Here is a 16199-nt window from a genome sequence, read left to right on the forward strand (position 1 = left end):
TATGAACGACGTGGATTTCAGCGAACATTTTTAAATGATATCTATCATGTGGAAGAACAGTTACAATCCTATGATCCCCACTTGTATCTTATGTGGAATCCTAAAAATGGGGAACATGTCATTATGGATGGACTATTAGATATGTCGATTATGAAAATTCCACAAATCGGATTTGANCACTTGTATCTTATGTGGAATCCTAAAAATGGGGAACATGTCATTATGGATGGACTATTAGATATGTCGATTATGAAAATTCCACAAATCGGATTTGAAGAATTAGATTCTCGTACGATAGACCACATCAAGAGAATCCATACAGTGAACGGATTCTCCGCTGTTCAAACTGTGGAAGATACTGAGAAAAAGAGACAAAAAGAAGAAGAAAGAAAACTGAATGATCTAGCGGAAGATTATGCGAGAGAATCAAAAGAAGCATTTTGGAACGCGCATGCATATGGCCGTGTGGATGGCGTACAAAAATATGTACAGGGTGTAAATGTGGGGGGGAATCATAGTGAATCTGCAAGAACTAATCCTGCAAGTGAACCGGGATGTTGACGACATTTTTGAAAATGGAGATATTCAACATTGGCTCAATCGTGCATTAGATGATATCACCCCGATTGCAAGGATAGAAAAGAAAGCCACTTTAACATATCCATACAAATTACCAAATGACGTACAAGATATAGAACGAGTGATGCAAACGAACAAAGTATTTCCGCGTATACCTGTAGGGGAAGAAAATCAGCAAGGGTATTGGGTGTGGGGAAATGAATTGATGTTACAAGGCGGGAGTCAACAACCTATTGAGGTCTATTATTATAAAAAGTTAAGTCATCTAAAAGGAATGGAAGATGTACCTGAAATTGATAGTCCCTATCACGATTTATTAATTTTATACGCTGTTGGACATGGAAGATGTACCTGAAATTGATAGTCCCTATCACGATTTATTAATTTTATACGCTGTTGGACAACTACAGTTTATGGATGGAGATTATGCGGATAGGCCAGATCGTATGCAGCGATATGAACAACGTAGGCAACAATATGCCGTCTTTCGTGAGAAACGGAAAGTAAAGAGGTCAGGTGTGCGAATGAAGACCATCCACGAGTATAGTGATGCTCCTACCTTCCTTGCGGATTGAAAGGGAGTGATGAGGAGTGAAGGATACTGCTGAATTCAAAGATTTTTCAATGGGATTGAATGATACAGTGTATGCAAATGTAATTGGGGATAAAGAACTAAGTAAAATAGAAAATGCAGTGATTGGTGTGGGGGAAATTCGGAAACGAACAGGTTATAAACAAGTTGCTTATGTAGGAGATAAGATAACAGGTGCCTATACATTTCTCAAGTCGGATGGCACAAATGAGCTATTGATGATGGGTGACCGTTTGAGGAGATGGAATGGGAAGTTCTTTGTTGATATCCCAGGTCCGCCCTCTACTGGTGACAGAGCGAATTTTATCACGATGAAAGACCGAAAAGGAAACCGTGTTGTTTTAGTTGCCAATNTTCTTTGTTGATATCCCAGGTCCGCCCTCTACTGGTGACAGAGCGAATTTTATCACGATGAAAGACCGAAAAGGAAACCGTGTTGTTTTAGTTGCCAATAATATTTCTCTAAAAGTGTATGCTGAAAATCAATTGTCATCTGTAACAGCATATGTACCTACGGCGGATGAACAAAGAAATCCAGGATTGAATGATATAGGTTCTTTATTTAACTGCAAATACATGGCTTTCTTTGGCGGGCGGTTATTTGTTGTGGGTCATGACATAAAGAATCGGGTTTCATTCTCCCACATCGATCCCAAACTTGGATACGCTGTATATGATTATTTTCCCGCCATTAATTTTTTTGATGTGGCAAGTAATGAAAATGATGAAATCGTAGGGCTGGTAACGTTTCGAAATAGTTTAATTATCTTCTGCCGGCATTCCATATGGGCTTTATATGGAAAAACAACATATGATTATGAATTAGTAAAGATCAATACACCAACGGGCTGTATGGCACCTGAGAGTATTCAAGTAGTTGGAAATCAAATTTTTTATTTGAGTGATACACATGTATATGGATTATTTGCGAATGACTTTAATATGGTAAGTGCACAAATTATAACCAAGCAAATAGAATCGACAATGCGTGCGATCCCACTTACAGAAAAAAATAAAGCTGTTGCAGGTTATTTTGAAGGGAAGTACTATCTATCTTTTCCAAATGGAAAAACACTTGTCTATGATGAATTGCTGGTGTGTTGGACTGTTTATTCGAATATCAAAGCGGATGTATTCGTAAACTATGATGGGAATTTTTATTTTGGAAGCAATAAAAATGCGTATGTCTTTCATCCTGAATATCATGATGATGGAAAGCCGATTCCTTTTCGTATGGAAACCAAGTATTTTGATTTTGGTTTGATGACACAAGACAAAAAGATTCATCGGATATGGTTGCATAGTAATCAACCCAACGGGTATCGGTTAGGAGTGTTGGACTGTTTATTCGAATATCAAAGCGGATGTATTCGTAAACTATGATGGGAATTTTTATTTTGGAAGCAATAAAAATGCGTATGTCTTTCATCCTGAATATCATGATGATGGAAAGCCGATTCCTTTTCGCATGGAAACCAAGTATTTTGATTTTGGTTTGATGACACAAGACAAAAAGATTCATCGGATATGGTTGCATAGTAATCAACCCAACGGGTATCGGTTAGGAGTGAAATTAGATTTTGAAACCAANGGTTTGATGACACAAGACAAAAAGATTCATCGGATATGGTTGCATAGTAATCAACCCAACGGGTATCGGTTAGGAGTGAAATTAGATTTTGAAACCAAGCAGGTAAATGGTACAAGACCAAATGCTGCGAATGTTTCCAATTGGGATGAAGCGATTTGGGACCAGAATACATTTGATAGAATCGAAATGTATATTAATCGCCTACGGGTAAATAATCGAACGAAAAAAATAGGCATGATTATCGAGGACGTAACTCATATACGTCCTTTTGTTGTATACGGCATCGGGGTTCAGTATGAATTGAAAAGAAGAAAGGAGACGTCCTATGGTACAAATTCAAAGAAAATATAATTTTATGCCAGGTACAACCATTTCATCTGGGCAAGTAAACCAGTATGAATTGAAAAGAAGAAAGGAGACGTCCTATGGTACAAATTCAAAGAAAATATAATTTTATGCCAGGTACAACCATTTCATCTGGGCAAGTAAATGAAGAATTTACGAATTTAATTAATGCYCATAATGACAATGATGGGATTTTACAAAATTTAAATGAGTATGGGTTCTATAAAAATAACATACGAGTGGGAAAGACAGAGTTTATTCAGATAAGTCGTGGGCAAACGTTGCAGAAACAAATCTTATTTACTCCTGCCTTTTCCCAAATTCCGTTTGTTACAGTGACAGCGGCGAATGGAGATATTGGAACAGGAGACATCGTGGTATATCTTTCACAAGTTACGGTAACTTCTTTTACACTTACTTTGCACAATAAGAATACAACAAGAGATACTTCACTGGCTTTTCATTATATGGCTATTTCAATGGGATGAGGTGAGTTTGTATGACGAATTATCCAGTGTTTACAACGCCAGAACGGCGTAATTTAAGTATGCAAGATGCACGCTTACAAGCGAATGACGAGCTRGGTTCTTTATATGAAAGAGCATTGCAAAACATGCAAACGAGTGTAGCGGATAGTCAAACRCAAGCAGCAGAACAAGCAGCYGCAAGAGGGATGGGAAGCTCGGGTTTATCACAAGATGCGATGAATAAAATCGCGATTGCAGGTYTATCACAAAGAGGAAATTTAGAAGCAGAGCGTACACAAAAAGTTGCTTCTTTAGCTCGCCAACTRATGGAACGTGACCAAGACCTTGGTTTCCGTGAACGCCAACAGGCGTTTCAGGAATGGAGTGGAGAACAAGGAATGAAGATGGATCAAGACCGYTTTGCCTATCAACAGAAAAATGATTTACGAAACCATAATTTTGATAAAGAGCGCTTCRATTATCAACAGAAAAATGACACGTTAAATCGTGATTTAGAGCGTGATAAGTTTGATTATACGAAAGACAAAGATTGGAGAGATTATCAATTCGATAATAAACGATTTGACCATCAAGTGAAAAATGATAATCGAAACTATGGTTTAGAACGAGACCGTTTTGATCATACGGTTCGAAATGATGATAGAAACTATGATCTGGATATAAATCGTTTCAACCACACCGTGAAAAATGATGATCGAAATTATGATTTAGANATTATACGATTTTTAATGATGGTAGAAACTATAGTCTTGATAAAAATAGATTTAACTATCAAATGAAAAATGATGATCGGAATTATAATTTAGACCTGARTCGTTTTAATTATGGAAAGGARAAAGACTTRCGTGATTATAAYYTWGATGTGAGCCGATTTAATCAYTCCGTAAATAATGACAATCGAAATTACAATCTCGATTTGAGTCGTTTTAATTATGGGAAACAAAAAGATACACGTGATTATAATTATCAAGTAAGTCGGGACAATGTATCGGATAACCGTTGGCAGCAAGATTATAATTACAGGGCCGGTCGCGACAGTGTAGCCGATAATCATTGGCAACAAGATTATAATTATCGCTCTGGAAGGGATAGCGTATCGGACAATCGCTGGCAACAAGAATTCAATTATCGTTCCGGAAGGGACGGTGTATCTGATAGCCATTGGCAACAGGAGTATAACTTAAAAAAGCAAGCAGCCGCCTCTAGAAATAGTGGTGGAGGTGGCGGTAGTTCTTCTAGCAGTTCACCAAGTATAAGCTCAAAATCTTCATTGAATGATTATACACGCGATCAAATCAATTGGTACAGTAACCCAAATAATGCCCCGTATGCATATGGACAAAAGAAGGAAGAAGTAAAGAAAGCACCATCTTATGTGGAGTCGCTGTTATTGAGGAAACCATGGGAGTCTTCTTCTTTGTTGAAACAGTTTGGGCCGAAAGGATTTTGGTAAGGAGTGTGAAGGATGCCTCGTAAAAAGAAAAGCGATATAGAAAGAGAACAAGCGTCTTCTATGGTGAAGGATTGGGAAAAAGACAATGGTGGTCTAGATGATAATCAGCGTGCTACGCTTCAACGCATGATTGAACTCAATTCCAATACGGCCCAGCAAGATATTCGACGTGTGGATTATTATAGTGGGAATCAAGATAAATATGAAAAAAATACGCAATCCATTCAAGTTCGGAATGAAAATACAGGTAATCTTGTAAAAAATAAAAAAGAAATCTTTGCTTTGAAAGAAGGACAAGAGGAAGAACCTTTAGAGAATGTCTATCAAAGCCTTGCATTTGACAAAAATAATGAGGACCATAGAAAGCCACCAGAGAGAAATCCGTTTTTAGATCAAATAAAAGCAGCGAACAGTATTTCACAATCCACATCCACAGACTGGATGAAACAACAGGAAGAAGCTAGTCGTACCAATCGTATGATGAGTACGATTGATCGTATCGCGAAACAGCCACCTCAGGAAGGTGGTTTTTTTGATGATTTGAAATTCGGTGCTAAAAAGTTTGGTGAAATGATTAAGCCACCTGAAGGTAAGACCAGACAAGAAGTTTGGGATGAGTATATGAAAGATGGTGGGAAAAGCAGAGGAACGAAAGAAGTCAATCGCTTTGCGAATCGTACTATGGATTCTACGTTACTCAATGCGCCAAGTGCGGCCATGAAAAAAGTAAGAGCACAAGATTCGGTAGATTGGCAAGATCACCGTGAAGGTGTAGGAGAAAACATTGCTGACTTTGTATCGACGGGGATTGGCTATGTACTTCCTGGTGCAGGGGCTGCGAATGTAGCGGGGAAACTGGGAATGGCTGCGAAGGTTGGTGAGAATACTTCTAAACTCGGAAAAATCGGACAATACGCAAAAGAGGGCGCAGTAACAGGTGCCCTTATTGCAGGTGCAGAAACACCAGCCAAAGCATATGTGAATCCGGAACAGACGGTAGGAGACCATTTAAAACGGATTGGCGTAGAGACAGCAGCAGGGGCAGCTATTACGCCGCTTGCCCACGGTTTGATGAATGCGGTGCAAAATTTGCGTAAGACGAAGGGGAATACTTCTACTTCTAACGTATCGGATGATGTCATTCAGCAGGAAAGACAACAAAGGGAATTCACCAATCAAGCTGCGGAAGAACAAGCATTACAAGATACACGTATCAAAAACGAACCGGAATCTTTACCAATTCAAGCTGCATCAGAATCCGCACCATCGTTAGAACAAGCAATCGAAAGTGTGGCCAAACAGAAAAAGAAAGCTTCTTCAAATGGAGAACTTCCTGATGACGTACAAGCGATGCGCCATGCACCTCCGGTCATTCAATCCGCTATGGCGCCAGATGGGCGGACCATTACGCAGAAAAAGTTAATGGATAGTTTCCGTGATAATGTGGGTATCACACTTCGTACGGGACGCATGGGATTGGGAGACGATGCTGTTTCGGGTATTTATAAGAATAGTCCCGAAGTCATTCGTACGCGTGATTATGGGGACTTAGAAACGTTAGCGCATGAAACAGGTCATCATTTGGATAAGAAATTTGGATTGAATGACCCAAAATTTGATGACGAATTAATGAAACTTGGTTCCCANCTTAGAAACGTTAGCGCATGAAACAGGTCATCATTTGGATAAGAAATTTGGATTGAATGACCCAAAATTTGATGACGAATTAATGAAACTTGGTTCCCACACCTCCGGTCAAAATTATACGCCTGAACAAATTCGTCAAGAAGGTATGGCGGAATTCATGCGTCGTTATTTACTCAACCCAGCCATGGCAGAACAAGAAGCACCTGCATTTATGAAGCATTTTCAAAATACCATTCCGGAAGATGTACAAAAGGGATTGAAAACAGTACAAGAAGATGCGCAAATATGGGCGAATCAAGGGGATGAAGCGCGTTTCCGCGGAAAAATTAATGTGAATGAAAAAACTAAGGGTCTTGAGCGTGTGAAGCAAGTGCTGCAAAAACTACCAAATTCGAAAGAAGAGTTATATACAGATGTAATGGATAGACTTTATCCGATTTCTAAAGCAGAGAAAGAAATACTTGGTGGAGAATTGGCGGATGCGTCTGTTTCTCCTTATAAGAAGGCAAGGCTTGCAGCGGGAACGCCTAAAAAGGCGCAAATGAAGGTAGAAGAGTTCCGTAATATCTTTGGAGATTCAAAGGTTGATATGGCAGATATACGGGATTATGTGACCGCTACACATGCAAGAGACTTAGAAAAACAAGGCATTAAAACTGGGTTTACTCCGGACGAGATAGAGAAAACAATTGCGAAGTTTGATAATCCTGAAATACAAGCNCATGCAAGAGACTTAGAAAAACAAGGCATTAAAACTGGGTTTACTCCGGACGAGATAGAGAAAACAATTGCGAAGTTTGATAATCCTGAAATACAAGCGGCACACAAAAAGATTAAAGCCTACAATGACTCTTTGCTAGATATGTTGGTTGAAGGGCAAATGTTATCTAAAGACGCTGTTACTGCCATGCGTGAAAAACACCCAAACTACATGCCATTCAATCGTTATTTTGATGAAGAAGGCATGGGTGAAGGTTTCGGCGGAGGAAAAGGATTTGTAGATTTAACCAATCCTGTTAAGCGTATAGAGGGTTCGAGCCGAAATGTCATTGATCCGTTTGAAAGCATTGTGAAAAATACCTTCAAGTCTATGCAAGCAATTGAAAGAAATAAAGTTGGCCTAGCTCTAGCAGATTTAGCGGAAAACGAAGGCGCAGGGAAATGGATTGAAAAGCTTGCTGGTGATGGAAAAGAATCGGTAGCGAAAGAGAACATTGTAACTGTTTTTCGAAATGGGGAAAAACAACAATATCAATTAGCGCCTGAATTATATCGTGCCGTGAAAGCAATGGACAAGGAGGTTACAAATAAATTTATATTGGCCGCATCAAAACCGAGTGATTGGCTACGCGCCGGGGCAACCTTAACTCCTGAATTTGCCTTGAGAAATCCGATTCGTGACCAGTTTGCAGCTTATGTGGTAAGTGATACAGGGTACAATCCTTTCGACTTTGTAAAGGGACTTAAAGAAGTTGGGAAGAAAAAGTTCGGGAAAGGTTCAGAGGTGTATGATGACTGGGTAAATCAGGGTGGTGCATATGGTGGATATTTATCTGCCGATCGTGATTTGTTGAAAGAACAGTTATCAGGATTAGAAAAACAAGAATCTGGACTTCCAAAAGCGATAAAGGCTATTACCGCTCCTGTCAATCCTAAAAATTGGCTGAAAGTATTACAAAATATATCTGAAGTATCGGAAGAAGCAACAAAAGTCGGGGCTTATCATAAAGGATTGAAAAAGGGATTAACGCCAGAAGAATCAGCTTATCAGGCGCGTGATTTAATGGATTTCAACCGTATGGGGAATTCCATGCAATCTGCGAATCGAATTTTTACGTTCTTAAATGCAAACGTACAAGGAAAAGACAAATTAATTCGTGCCATGAAGGAACATCCAGTTCGAACAAGTGCCCGTATTGCAGGTTCAACCTTACCACCAAGTGCACTAGCCATCGCAAGTTATGCAAATGCAAATGATAAACAAAAAGAAATGATGGACAATATGCCGCAACAAGAGAAAGACACGTATTGGTCATATGCCATTCCTGGTACTGATAAAGTGGGACGGATTCCCAAGCCTTTCGATATCTCATTACTAGCTAATACAGTAGAAAGAGCAAATAAATATAGAGAGGGAAATCAGTATGCGTTTGATGGATTTGATAAAACTGTAAATGATGCGGTGAAAGTACCATGGATACCGACTACGTTACAACCAATTGTCGAGAATATGGCAAACTATAGCTTTTTTAGGGATGGTCCAATTGTTCCAAAGCGTGATGAGAAAAATTCACCGAAAGAGCAATATGGTCCAAATACAAGCTTAACAGCTCGTGAAATGGCGAGTGCATTAGATAAGGTTGGAATCGAAGCTTCTCCATACAAAATTGATAATCTATATAAAGGATATACGGCTGGATTAGGTCAGTTTCCATTGAAAGGATTGGATAGTGCGATTTCATTAATATCTAATAAAGGTGTACCTACACCTATTGCACAGGAATGGAATGAATCGACACCAGGTGCAAAAGCATTCTTTGTAAATGGCCAAGGTGGTGGTAAGGTCATGGAGGATTACTACAACATCATGGATGAACAACAAGCGATTCAAGCGGATAGTAAAAAGAATGAAGAAGATGCATCAAATGCCGAAGAAATGAAAGTATTTAATAGAATTGATAGAGATATGGCTAAGTTACGTAAAGAATATTATGTTGTAAAATCGGATACTGAGATGAACCCAGAAGTAAAACGAAGTGAATTAGATCGTCTGGATGAAGAGATGCGTGCACTTGCACGAAAAGGAATTACAGTCTTTAGACCTGATTATAAATAAGGGTTCCACATACTCTGTTTGAATAAGAACATCTTGTCCATTTTTAGAATAATATATCTAGATGCTTCGTAATTTAATTAGAACAAGGGATGTGGAAACATGGAAGACATCAAGAAAAAAATAGAGGAGTTGACTTTGGAGCAAAAAGAAATCATGCGAGAAATAAGAAAGGGATGTGGAAACATGGAAGACATCAAGAAAAAAATAGAGGAGTTGACTTTGGAGCAAAAAGAAATCATGCGAGAAATAAGAAATTTAGAGATGCGTACTACGATAAATGAAAAAGATATTTCTACAGTTAATAAGCAATTAGAAAAAATCAGTTTAAATACAACTTGGATTTTACGAATTGTTATCGGGGGGGTTGTAACAGGGGTTTTAGGTCTAGTAGTTAAAGGAATAATGTGAAAATCGTATCCAAAAGAGCTCCTAACAGGGCTCTTTTTCTATTGCCATGACAAGGGGATGAGAACAATGGAAGAACAAATCTTCAATTCCATGATTCAACAGGGAGCATTCGCAGCGTTATTCGTGTGGATGCTTTTTACGACGCAAAAAAAGAATGAACAGCGTGAAGAACAATATCAAAAGGTCATTGAAAAGAATCAGGACGTTATCACAAAACAAGCAGAAGCTTTTGGGGATTTATCAAAAGATGTTTCTGAAATTAAACAAAAAATCTTAGGAAGTGGAGATGTTCAATAATGGAAATCCGAAAAAAATTAGTTGACCCAAGTAAATATGGTATAAAGTGTCCGTATACAATGAATCCTGAATTCATAACGGTTCATAACACTTACAACGATGCTTCAGCGGAAAATGAAATCGCGTATATGATTCGAAATAATAATGAAGTGTCCTTCCACATCGCAGTAGATGATAAAGAAGCGGTACAAGGAATTCCTTTAGAGCGTAACGCTTGGCATTGCGGTGATGGTGGAGGTAACGGAAATCGTAAATCTATCGGGGTTGAAATTTGCTACTCTTTAAGTGGTGGAGATAGATATTATAAGGCGGAAAATAATGCGGCTATTATTATGGCTCAATTGATGAGACAATATAACATTCCAATCAGTAAAGTTCGTACACATCAATCATGGAGTGGGAAGCACTGTCCACACCGTATGTTGGCAGAAGGACGTTGGGGGTCTTTCATTGAAAGGGTGCAAAACGCATATGACGGTGGCGGCAATACAGCACCATCCACACAACCGTCTAACAATGGTGTAGGTGTCGTTACCATTACAGCGGATGTATTACGCGTTCGTACGGGACCAGGAACGAATTACGACATTGTGAAAAAGGTGTACCGCGGAGAACGCTATCAATCTTGGGGCATTCAAAATGGCTGGTACAACGTTGGTGGAGACCAATGGGTATCAGGGGAGTATGTGCGGTTTGAGGGGTAGGATGGAACGGTTTTGAAGAGTATGCATAGTATGCAATTACCAAAAGGTTTTATATATGCGTAAAATAGGGCAGACAAAAAAGCATTCCTTGTGAGAGGGGAGTGCTTTTTTCTGTATAGATTGGCATGTTGTATGACATAGCCGGAGCAATTTAATATATGCTTCTAAAGTGCTTAACATGCTTTGAAAACAAGAGACACCTTCCTCAGTTGAAGGTGTCTCTCGTGTGGTGATTCTCCAGATGCATAAACAGTATATGCAATAAGAATTAAAGATAGAACAGGTTCTTGACTGTTGTATCTAAATGTATTATATTTTCAATTGAACATTCTATTTACCCCAATACTCAATATATCGAAGAAATCCGTCTCCTTTTGGAGGCGGATTTTTTATTTGTGTACTTTAGAAATAACGATACTGCTTTTATACATCTTATCTACTTGTTCTTTGCTATATCCGTATAGTAGCGTTTCTTTATCATCTACAAATAAGCAGGTCCCCATGTTAAACCCTCGGCAACCAGCCAAAATTTTAGGAAGCTTAGGAATGTAACCTATAGCTTCAATATCCATGAGAATAAATTTAATTGAGTTTGTTTTTTTATTCTGCTGGATATTTTTCAGTAGATGACTCATAAACGAAAACAGTTGCTTCCCCATATGAGGTATAAACTCTTCTTTCTGTTGATCTCGTTCGTTATATGTAAAATAAACAATTATTTTTCGCTTTAACAGTTGTAATAAATCTTGCTTTGAATTTGAATGAATTTCTGTATAAGGAAGCAGTAGTGTTTCGTAACCTTGATCATATTTTTGACCGGATGTTTTTTGATACAAAATTCCTTTGTAATCCAGTACAAATAAAGATTCTTCCTCATGTTCTACAATAAACTTTGCAACCTCAGATAATCCCTTTCCTGGATGATAGTATCCTTCAACGATTTGATTTAGTGTTTTGAATGGTGGTTTTTGCATTGTGTTACTCCTCTTCAAGTATCCATATTTCTTCAATAGGTTTTTTTAGTTCTTTACAAATCATATATGCAGTATCAAATCTTGGCTGAGTTCTATTCCGAACAATGGCACTAAGAGTCGAGCCGTCGATGCCGATTTTTTTAGCAAAGTCACTTTGTTTAATATCCATTTCTGCAAATATGATTTTCAATCTACATTTAAAATTCATACGTGTTCACCTCAAGAAATCAATTTCTACAAGTAATTTCAAATACCTGCAAAAAAAGTACAAGTAATAAGTGGAAAAAATGATGAGGACATGCAAAAAACAATTTCCACGTCATATACCTATATTACTTCCATATGGAAGCCCACGAAGAATTCTACTTGGAATTTCGTATGGCACTGTAGATATCAAGAGAGGAGAGGGTTACATGCGTTCTCATTATAGTTATCTCAATGTAACGCCGTATTTATATTCATCAAAAGAATTACGCCACATGTATAACGAGTCAAGATCTAGAAAAGAGACGGAATCAATTCTTACTCACATGAGGAACCATGAAGTATTTGATAACAAAGAGTACAAAGGGTATTTCAGTTTATCACAAGTCATTGAAGAAGATTTATATGGAGAAGAGGAGGATATATTGAATTGGCAAGATTTAATGGAGCGGTATCAGATTGTAGCTACTAAATCGGGGATTAAATTTCGTGAAAAAGAAGAACTGACCGAGGAGGAATGGTTATGACACTTGCAGGAGAAGCAGTCATTATTTGGACAGCAACAGGTTTGTCTGTAATCGCGATGAATGTAGCTGAAAAAATGGGGAAGAGTGTTCCACATTGGCTTCCACGTATAACCTTGTATACGACGCTTACGGGCTCGTTCTTATATCTTCTACGTTATGTTCTCGTTATGTTTCTATGAAGGAATATGATGTGGAAGAGAGGGACAGTAGAAATCATAAGCGAAAATGCTTGTTCTGTCTTCTTCCAACAAAGTGCAATGATATCCTTATAGGATATCTAAAGGAGAAATGTTTATGCTGGAATTACTATTGGTCCCGACGACAGCTTTAACTATTGCATTCGTAAGTGATCGTTTTAAAAATAAAATAGATGATAAAAAGAAGATACAAGTATTTTTTGAAGTGTCAGGAATTGCAATTAAAAAAGATGATAAGATTCATTATCCAAAATTTAAAAAGCGAACTCATGATGATAGAAGTACAACATACGTGTATGAGTTGCCTGTTGGTATGCCAAGTAAAATTATTCGAAAGGTTGAAGATGTTGTAAGTGAAGGGTTAAATAAACCTGTTCGAATTCAGTATGACAATTATAAATTGAACATTCGTGTATTCGACCAAGAAATACCGAAGAAGTGGGAATGGTCAAACAATTTAATTCAAGGTGGAAAATGGCTTGTGCCAATAGGGCAAAGTTTAGAACAATTGATTTATCACGATTTTGATAAAACACCACATATGACATTAGGTGGTTTAACACGTATGGGAAAGACTGTATTCCTAAAGAATGTGATGACATCTCTTATTACTGCACAAGCAGAATATACGCACTTGTTTATTATTGATTTAAAAGGAGGATTAGAGTTCGGACCATACAAAAATGTAAAACAGATTGAGTCGATTGCAGAAAACCCAATCGAAGCTTTTCAGTTATTGAACATGGTTTTGAAAAAGATGGAAGAGAAAATGCTTTTTATGAAAGAACACCATTATACCAATGTGGTAGAAACAAATATAAAAGAACGCTATTTTATTATCGTGGATGAAGGCGCAGAACTTTGTCCTGATAAAAGTATGAATAGANTTTACATTATTGATTTAAAGGGTGGATTGGAGTTTGGACCTTACACGAACGTAAAACAGGTAGAATCTATTGCGGAAAAGCCAATTGAGGCCTTTCAAGTATTGAGTATGATTTTAAAAAGGATGGAAGAAAAAATGCTTTTTATGAAAGGACACCATTATACCAATGTGGTAGAAACAAATATAAAAGAACGCTATTTTATTATCGTGGATGAAGGCGCAGAACTTTGTCCTGATAAAAGTATGAATAGAAAACAACAAAAGTTATTAGGAGCTTGCCAACAAATGCTGTCTCATATAGCGCGTATAGGTGGAGCATTAGGATTTCGATTGATATTTTGTACACAGTACCCTACTGGTGATACTTTACCACGTCAAGTGAAGCAAAACAGTGATGCAAAATTAGGATTTCGATTACCAACTCAAACAGCTTCTCAAGTTGTCATTGATGAAACGGGTCTGGAATCGATTGAAAGTATACCAGGGCGCGCGCTTTTTAAAACAGATCGATTAACAGAGATTCAAGTCCCTTATATCTCAAATGAGCAGATGTGGGACGTATTAAAACAATACGAGGTGAAAAAAGATGCATATGCAGACACATATCAAAATGAATCGTCAGATGATGATTTTGACCTCGATTAGAAAGTTGAAATTCGCCACTAGAAGACATTTGATGGCCATTCACGATATGGGAGGAATACGGAATGCGAATCGGATTCTAAAAGATTTAAGCCCATATGTGAATAGTACCGTTTATAAAAAAGAGCATGTATACTACCTCAATAAACAAGGACGTGCGTTATTCGATGATGCAGAAAAGGTTGTGCCCACCATTCGATTAGCACACAGCCTCATGAGAAACGAAGCGTGGTTGCATCTATTTTGTCCCGAAGACTGGCAGATAGAAGCCCCTATACGTTATAAAGTGCATGAAAATAAGAGAACGATTATTCCAGATGTAAAGTACCGGGATAGTGACGGGATTTTAAACGCAGTCGAAATAGATCGTACACAAATGATGAATGTGAACAGTGAAAAAATGAATAAGTATGGTGAATTCACCTTGTATTATAAAAATAAATATAACGGGAAAGTTCCTATTGTTCACTTCTTTACAATCACACCATATAGGCAAAAGACGCTAGAACAATTTGCTATGCAGCATGGTGTATATGCAAAGGTATATGTGGCACCTGAAGTGTAAAGTGAAATCAGGACATCTGCTCTATTCAATATAGCCCCATTCCATCAGCTTCTTCTTTAGAGATTTTATAATATACACCTGGAGCAAAAGAGCTGTCTATTGTCTTTGTGGAAGGTATTTTTGAGCCATCAACCTCTAGCCAATTATAAAATATCCCATCACTAGTGCATGCACTTGTCTTACGATTTGCAAGATTATGTATCTCTCTAAAGTTATCAATGTAGTTATAGACCATCCTTTTGAATGTTCGAGTAAAGTATCCAATAGGATTTTTCATCAAATTTCCGTTATGCTCGTACTTATGTGTTTTAGAGTACAAAACCGAAGAAGCATTCGCAAGAAGGTTGTGAAATATATCTGTATCCCCTAGTAAATTAAATTGTTTTGCAGCCTTCTTCGCAATATTTTTGGCATTTTTGAAGGATTCATTAATAACATTTGATGAAAAAGAAGTTTGTAATTCCATACGCATAGATTGTGGCACACGATAATCAATGAAGTCTAAATCATGTCGAAAAGATTGCGAAACTTCCTCTTTACGTTTATTTATATCTTTAATCCTTTGTTTTAAGATTTTAGTAGTTGTTTTCTTGGTGTGACAAATTTCAGCATTTTTAGTAGGGTCTTCTGTGACAAACTCTTCTTTTGTGATGATTGGCTGGATTACAATAATGTTACTTGTTTGTCTCATATCACTTTTACGTTTCATTTCTAGTTGTTTGATGATACCAAGTAATTCTAAGTGTTGGCATGCACGAATAACTGTTCTACGACTAATATGAAGTACTTCAGCAATCTTCTTTTTGGATTTAAAAGAAACGCCAAAGTATTTAGAAGAATGGCTGTGTAAGTGATTAAGTACAGCCAATTGGTTTTTATTTAACTGATTAGCAAATTGTTTTTTATACGTTCGAACGGTATCATTCAATTCTGTAAGAGTTTGAAAGGATGCTAAGTTTTCATATGTCTCTATGCTAGCAAGAATGGTAATTGCTTGTTTCTTTTTCATAAGGCTTGTCTCCTCCTGAAATAAAAAAGCAACAGTATGCCACAAAATGTAAGCAAACTGTTGCGGAGGAACCCTTATGTACGATAAAATAAGGTACATAAAGAGTTACAGCAGGTGTTTGCCTAGTTACGTTAGGCGGACGGTTAATAAAGTGGTTGCACACTTTATTAACACGCTGTGCTCTTTTATTTTTTATTGGTTTCATTTTGATTTTTTTCGGTAACGAATTTGGTCACGAATAACCAGAAAAGTGTT

At 37.6% G+C, this 16199-nt stretch carries 11 protein-coding genes and 9 pseudogenes; 17 read left to right on the forward strand and 3 right to left on the reverse strand.

Translation table 11 applies throughout. From position 1 onward, the window contains the following. Positions 1-177: 177 nt before the first annotated feature. The 12 genes and pseudogenes from ASE54_RS37530 to ASE54_RS09075 all read left to right on the forward strand — a co-directional run. Positions 178-561, forward strand: a pseudogene (locus ASE54_RS37530) (2,3-dihydroxybenzoate--AMP ligase); the annotation flags it as partial. Next, a pseudogene (locus tag ASE54_RS09035) lies at positions 518-1154 on the forward strand (hypothetical protein). The pseudogenes ASE54_RS37530 and ASE54_RS09035, both read left to right, overlap by 44 nt. A gap of 16 nt (positions 1155-1170) precedes the next feature. Then, positions 1171-1524 (forward strand): annotated as a pseudogene (locus ASE54_RS36770) (hypothetical protein); the annotation flags it as partial. A gap of 1663 nt (positions 1525-3187) precedes the next feature. Then, positions 3188-3595, forward strand: a complete 408-nt coding sequence (locus ASE54_RS09050; RefSeq protein ID WP_000250065.1) for an H-type lectin domain-containing protein — start codon at positions 3188-3190, stop codon at positions 3593-3595. 11 nt (positions 3596-3606) lie between these two features. Further along, positions 3607-4307: pseudogene (locus ASE54_RS36775) on the forward strand (hypothetical protein); the annotation flags it as partial. Between the two features lies 1 nt (position 4308). Beyond that, positions 4309-5048, forward strand: a pseudogene (locus ASE54_RS36780) (hypothetical protein); the annotation flags it as partial. Between the two features lie 12 nt (positions 5049-5060). Next, a pseudogene (locus ASE54_RS36785) lies at positions 5061-6694 on the forward strand (4'-phosphopantetheinyl transferase); the annotation flags it as partial. Position 6695: 1 nt separating this feature from the next. Then, a pseudogene (locus ASE54_RS36790) lies at positions 6696-7415 on the forward strand (4'-phosphopantetheinyl transferase); the annotation flags it as partial. Position 7416: 1 nt separating this feature from the next. Continuing rightward, a pseudogene (locus ASE54_RS36795) lies at positions 7417-9531 on the forward strand (LPD38 domain-containing protein); the annotation flags it as partial. A 183-nt stretch (positions 9532-9714) separates the two neighbouring features. Further along, on the forward strand, positions 9715-9939 hold the full coding sequence (locus ASE54_RS09065; RefSeq protein WP_003261708.1) for a hemolysin XhlA family protein: 225 nt from the start codon (positions 9715-9717) through the stop codon (positions 9937-9939). Positions 9940-10005: 66 nt separating this feature from the next. Continuing rightward, positions 10006-10236, forward strand: a complete 231-nt coding sequence (locus tag ASE54_RS09070; RefSeq protein ID WP_000392441.1) for a BhlA/UviB family holin-like peptide — start codon at positions 10006-10008, stop codon at positions 10234-10236. Beyond that, positions 10236-10940 carry an N-acetylmuramoyl-L-alanine amidase gene (locus ASE54_RS09075; RefSeq protein ID WP_000405770.1) on the forward strand — a complete coding sequence of 235 codons (705 nt, stop codon included), beginning with the start codon at positions 10236-10238 and terminating at the stop codon, positions 10938-10940. The genes ASE54_RS09070 and ASE54_RS09075 overlap by 1 nt, the downstream gene beginning before the upstream one ends. A 389-nt stretch (positions 10941-11329) precedes the next feature. On the opposite strand, the gene ASE54_RS09080 is transcribed toward ASE54_RS09075, so the two are convergent. Then, complete coding sequence (locus ASE54_RS09080; RefSeq protein ID WP_001171598.1) at positions 11330-11914, reverse strand: type IV secretory system conjugative DNA transfer family protein; 585 nt, start codon at positions 11912-11914, stop codon at positions 11330-11332. 4 nt (positions 11915-11918) lie between these two features. Beyond that, positions 11919-12122, reverse strand: a complete 204-nt coding sequence (locus ASE54_RS09085; protein WP_001009469.1) for a helix-turn-helix transcriptional regulator — start codon at positions 12120-12122, stop codon at positions 11919-11921. A gap of 205 nt (positions 12123-12327) precedes the next feature. Between ASE54_RS09085 and ASE54_RS09090 the strand changes: the two genes are divergently transcribed. The 5 genes and pseudogenes from ASE54_RS09090 to ASE54_RS09110 all read left to right on the forward strand — a co-directional run bounded on the left by ASE54_RS09090 (position 12328) and on the right by ASE54_RS09110 (position 14935). Then, positions 12328-12645 carry a hypothetical protein gene (locus tag ASE54_RS09090; protein ID WP_001256514.1) on the forward strand — a complete coding sequence of 106 codons (318 nt, stop codon included), beginning with the start codon at positions 12328-12330 and terminating at the stop codon, positions 12643-12645. Beyond that, positions 12642-12824, forward strand: a complete 183-nt coding sequence (locus ASE54_RS09095; RefSeq protein ID WP_000170774.1) for a hypothetical protein — start codon at positions 12642-12644, stop codon at positions 12822-12824. Before ASE54_RS09090 ends, ASE54_RS09095 begins: the two co-directional genes overlap by 4 nt. A gap of 115 nt (positions 12825-12939) precedes the next feature. After that, a partial coding sequence (locus tag ASE54_RS09100) for an FtsK/SpoIIIE domain-containing protein (RefSeq protein WP_057187473.1) occupies positions 12940-13728 on the forward strand: 789 nt, incomplete at its 3' end. A 1-nt stretch (position 13729) separates the two neighbouring features. Continuing rightward, a pseudogene (locus ASE54_RS35660) lies at positions 13730-14373 on the forward strand (cell division protein FtsK); the annotation flags it as partial. Continuing rightward, complete coding sequence (locus ASE54_RS09110; RefSeq protein WP_003262705.1) at positions 14315-14935, forward strand: replication-relaxation family protein; 621 nt, start codon at positions 14315-14317, stop codon at positions 14933-14935. The pseudogene ASE54_RS35660 and the gene ASE54_RS09110, both read left to right, overlap by 59 nt. 25 nt (positions 14936-14960) lie before the next feature. On the opposite strand, the gene ASE54_RS09115 is transcribed toward ASE54_RS09110, so the two are convergent. Further along, positions 14961-15944: a helix-turn-helix domain-containing protein gene (locus ASE54_RS09115; protein WP_000730121.1), complete on the reverse strand. Its 984-nt coding sequence runs from the start codon at positions 15942-15944 to the stop codon at positions 14961-14963. Between the last annotated feature and the right edge of the window lie 255 nt (positions 15945-16199).

It is taken from the genome of Bacillus sp. Root131, from assembly GCF_001429475.1.
Taxonomy (GTDB): Bacteria; Bacillota; Bacilli; order Bacillales; family Bacillaceae_G; genus Bacillus_A; species Bacillus_A thuringiensis_S.

What these genes read in the sequence shown, in the direction of transcription:
- ASE54_RS09065 (WP_003261708.1), top strand. Translation starts at nt 9,715, where the DNA reads ATGGAAGACATCAAGAAAAAAATAGAGGAGTTGACTTTGGAGCAAAAA.
- ASE54_RS09070 (WP_000392441.1), top strand. Translation starts at nt 10,006, where the DNA reads ATGGAAGAACAAATCTTCAATTCCATGATTCAACAGGGAGCATTCGCA.
- ASE54_RS09075 (WP_000405770.1), top strand. Translation starts at nt 10,236, where the DNA reads ATGGAAATCCGAAAAAAATTAGTTGACCCAAGTAAATATGGTATAAAG.
- ASE54_RS09080 (WP_001171598.1), bottom strand. Translation starts at nt 11,914, where the DNA reads ATGCAAAAACCACCATTCAAAACACTAAATCAAATCGTTGAAGGATAC.
- ASE54_RS09085 (WP_001009469.1), bottom strand. Translation starts at nt 12,122, where the DNA reads ATGAATTTTAAATGTAGATTGAAAATCATATTTGCAGAAATGGATATT.
- ASE54_RS09090 (WP_001256514.1), top strand. Translation starts at nt 12,328, where the DNA reads ATGCGTTCTCATTATAGTTATCTCAATGTAACGCCGTATTTATATTCA.
- ASE54_RS09095 (WP_000170774.1), top strand. Translation starts at nt 12,642, where the DNA reads ATGACACTTGCAGGAGAAGCAGTCATTATTTGGACAGCAACAGGTTTG.
- ASE54_RS09110 (WP_003262705.1), top strand. Translation starts at nt 14,315, where the DNA reads ATGCATATGCAGACACATATCAAAATGAATCGTCAGATGATGATTTTG.
- ASE54_RS09115 (WP_000730121.1), bottom strand. Translation starts at nt 15,944, where the DNA reads ATGAAAAAGAAACAAGCAATTACCATTCTTGCTAGCATAGAGACATAT.